The following is a 1,469-nucleotide window of genomic DNA, read 5'->3' on the forward strand; positions in this document are numbered from 1 at the left end:
GGTAGCCGGTGGGCATGGAGCGGGCGAATGAGGTCACGAACTCGGCGACGGCGTCGATGGCGACCTTCTCGTCGGAGAGGTTGTCCACCAGTTGGTGCATGCCGACGGTGGCGTACCGGTAGAGGGTGGCGGAGTTGAAGCCGATGGTGCCGATCATGCCGGCGCCGGTTTCCTCCTTCTCGTTCTCGTCGTCGACGGCCGTGAAGTAGTCGAACTCCAGCTCGGTGGTGTGGGTGGACAGCGCGTGGGCGACCTGTACGGCGGCGTCCACGTTGAGGGCGGGGATGTCGGCGACCATGCGGCCGAAGAGGGCGACGTCGATGGGGTGGCCGGTGCGGAAGGTCTCCCGTACGGGCATCTGCCCGATCTCCTCGGCCAACGCGTCGTCATCCAGGGCTGCCAGCTCGGCGGCGCGGTCCCGCACGAGGGCGGCCACGGCGTCGAGTTGTCGCCGGCCGTAGAAGAAGAGGTAGGCGGTGTCCCCCTCTTTCTTGCCGGCGGTGATCTTCAGGGGGGCGAGGAGGGCACCGGCGAGCCGGGTGGCGGTGGGCGGGTCCACCTCGGCGATGTCGGCGACGCGTTCGGCGAGCTTGCCGGCGACGCGCTTGGTGCGGGTGCCGAGGTCCTGCTCGGGGACGCGTTCGGCGAAGTGCAGGCGGGTGGCCCGCTTCCACGCCTGGGAGGAGACCCGGGAGCGGCGGGTGCCGCCGAAGTGGGCTTCCTTGGGGTTGCCCTGGTCGTCACGATTGAGGTTGGCCGGCGGGACGGTCTGGATGATGTGCACGTCGATGTACTGGCGCGAGGTCACTGGGTTCTCCGGTGGTCTGGTTCGTCGGGCGGTCGTGAGGGCGGGCGCGGCGGCCCGCCGGGGAAACAGCGAGGGAGGGGTCAGTCCCGCGACTCGGGTTTGCGTGCGTAGTACTCCAGTCCCCACCTGCGGCGGACACGGCGACGCCCGTCGGGCCGGTGCCAGCTGTGGAGATCGTCGAGCAGCATGTCGTAGTCCATGGGCTGTCCGCCGGTGCGCAGCTGGGTGACCAGTCCTCGCAGCCGGTGGCGCAGGGAGGCCACCGAGGTGGCGTTGGCGGTGGCGTCCACCCGGCGGTCCAGTGCGTCCGCCCCGAAGCGTTCGCTCCGCCGGAGGTTGGCCAGGGCGGTACCCGGGCCGATGCCGGGGCGGTGCATGGGATCCCGTCGGCCCTGCTGGTGCAGACCGTAGAGGGCGAGAGCCGCGTGTTCGGCCTCCAGGAGGCGGGGCACCCGCCCGTCACAGGGGGTCGTGTAGAAGGGCCACAGGGCGAAGACCTCGCCGGCGGTGTGTTCGAGCCCCGACCGCAGGGTGGCCAGATCCTCTCCCGGGGGCTCCGTCGGCCGGCCGGCGGAGTGGAGTCGCCAGGTCCCGCGGGCGGTGACGTACCGGTTCCAGTAGCGGACGGTCTCCGCGGCCCCGTCCCGGGTGGGTCGCGGGG

Annotated in this window: 2 protein-coding genes; both read right to left on the reverse strand. The window is 71.5% G+C overall.

Features of this window, described 5'->3' with window-relative positions:
• On the reverse strand, window positions 1-808 hold an 808-nt coding region (gene cas7e, locus FNQ90_RS22930), incomplete at its 3' end, for a type I-E CRISPR-associated protein Cas7/Cse4/CasC (protein WP_182608097.1).
• Between the two features lie 80 nt (window positions 809-888).
• The coding region (casB, locus tag FNQ90_RS22935; protein ID WP_182608098.1) for a type I-E CRISPR-associated protein Cse2/CasB at window positions 889-1,469 on the reverse strand (581 nt) is incomplete at its 5' end.

The sequence above is a fragment of the Streptomyces alkaliphilus genome (genome assembly GCF_014141535.1).
Lineage (GTDB): Bacteria > Actinomycetota > Actinomycetes > Streptomycetales > Streptomycetaceae > Streptomyces > Streptomyces alkaliphilus.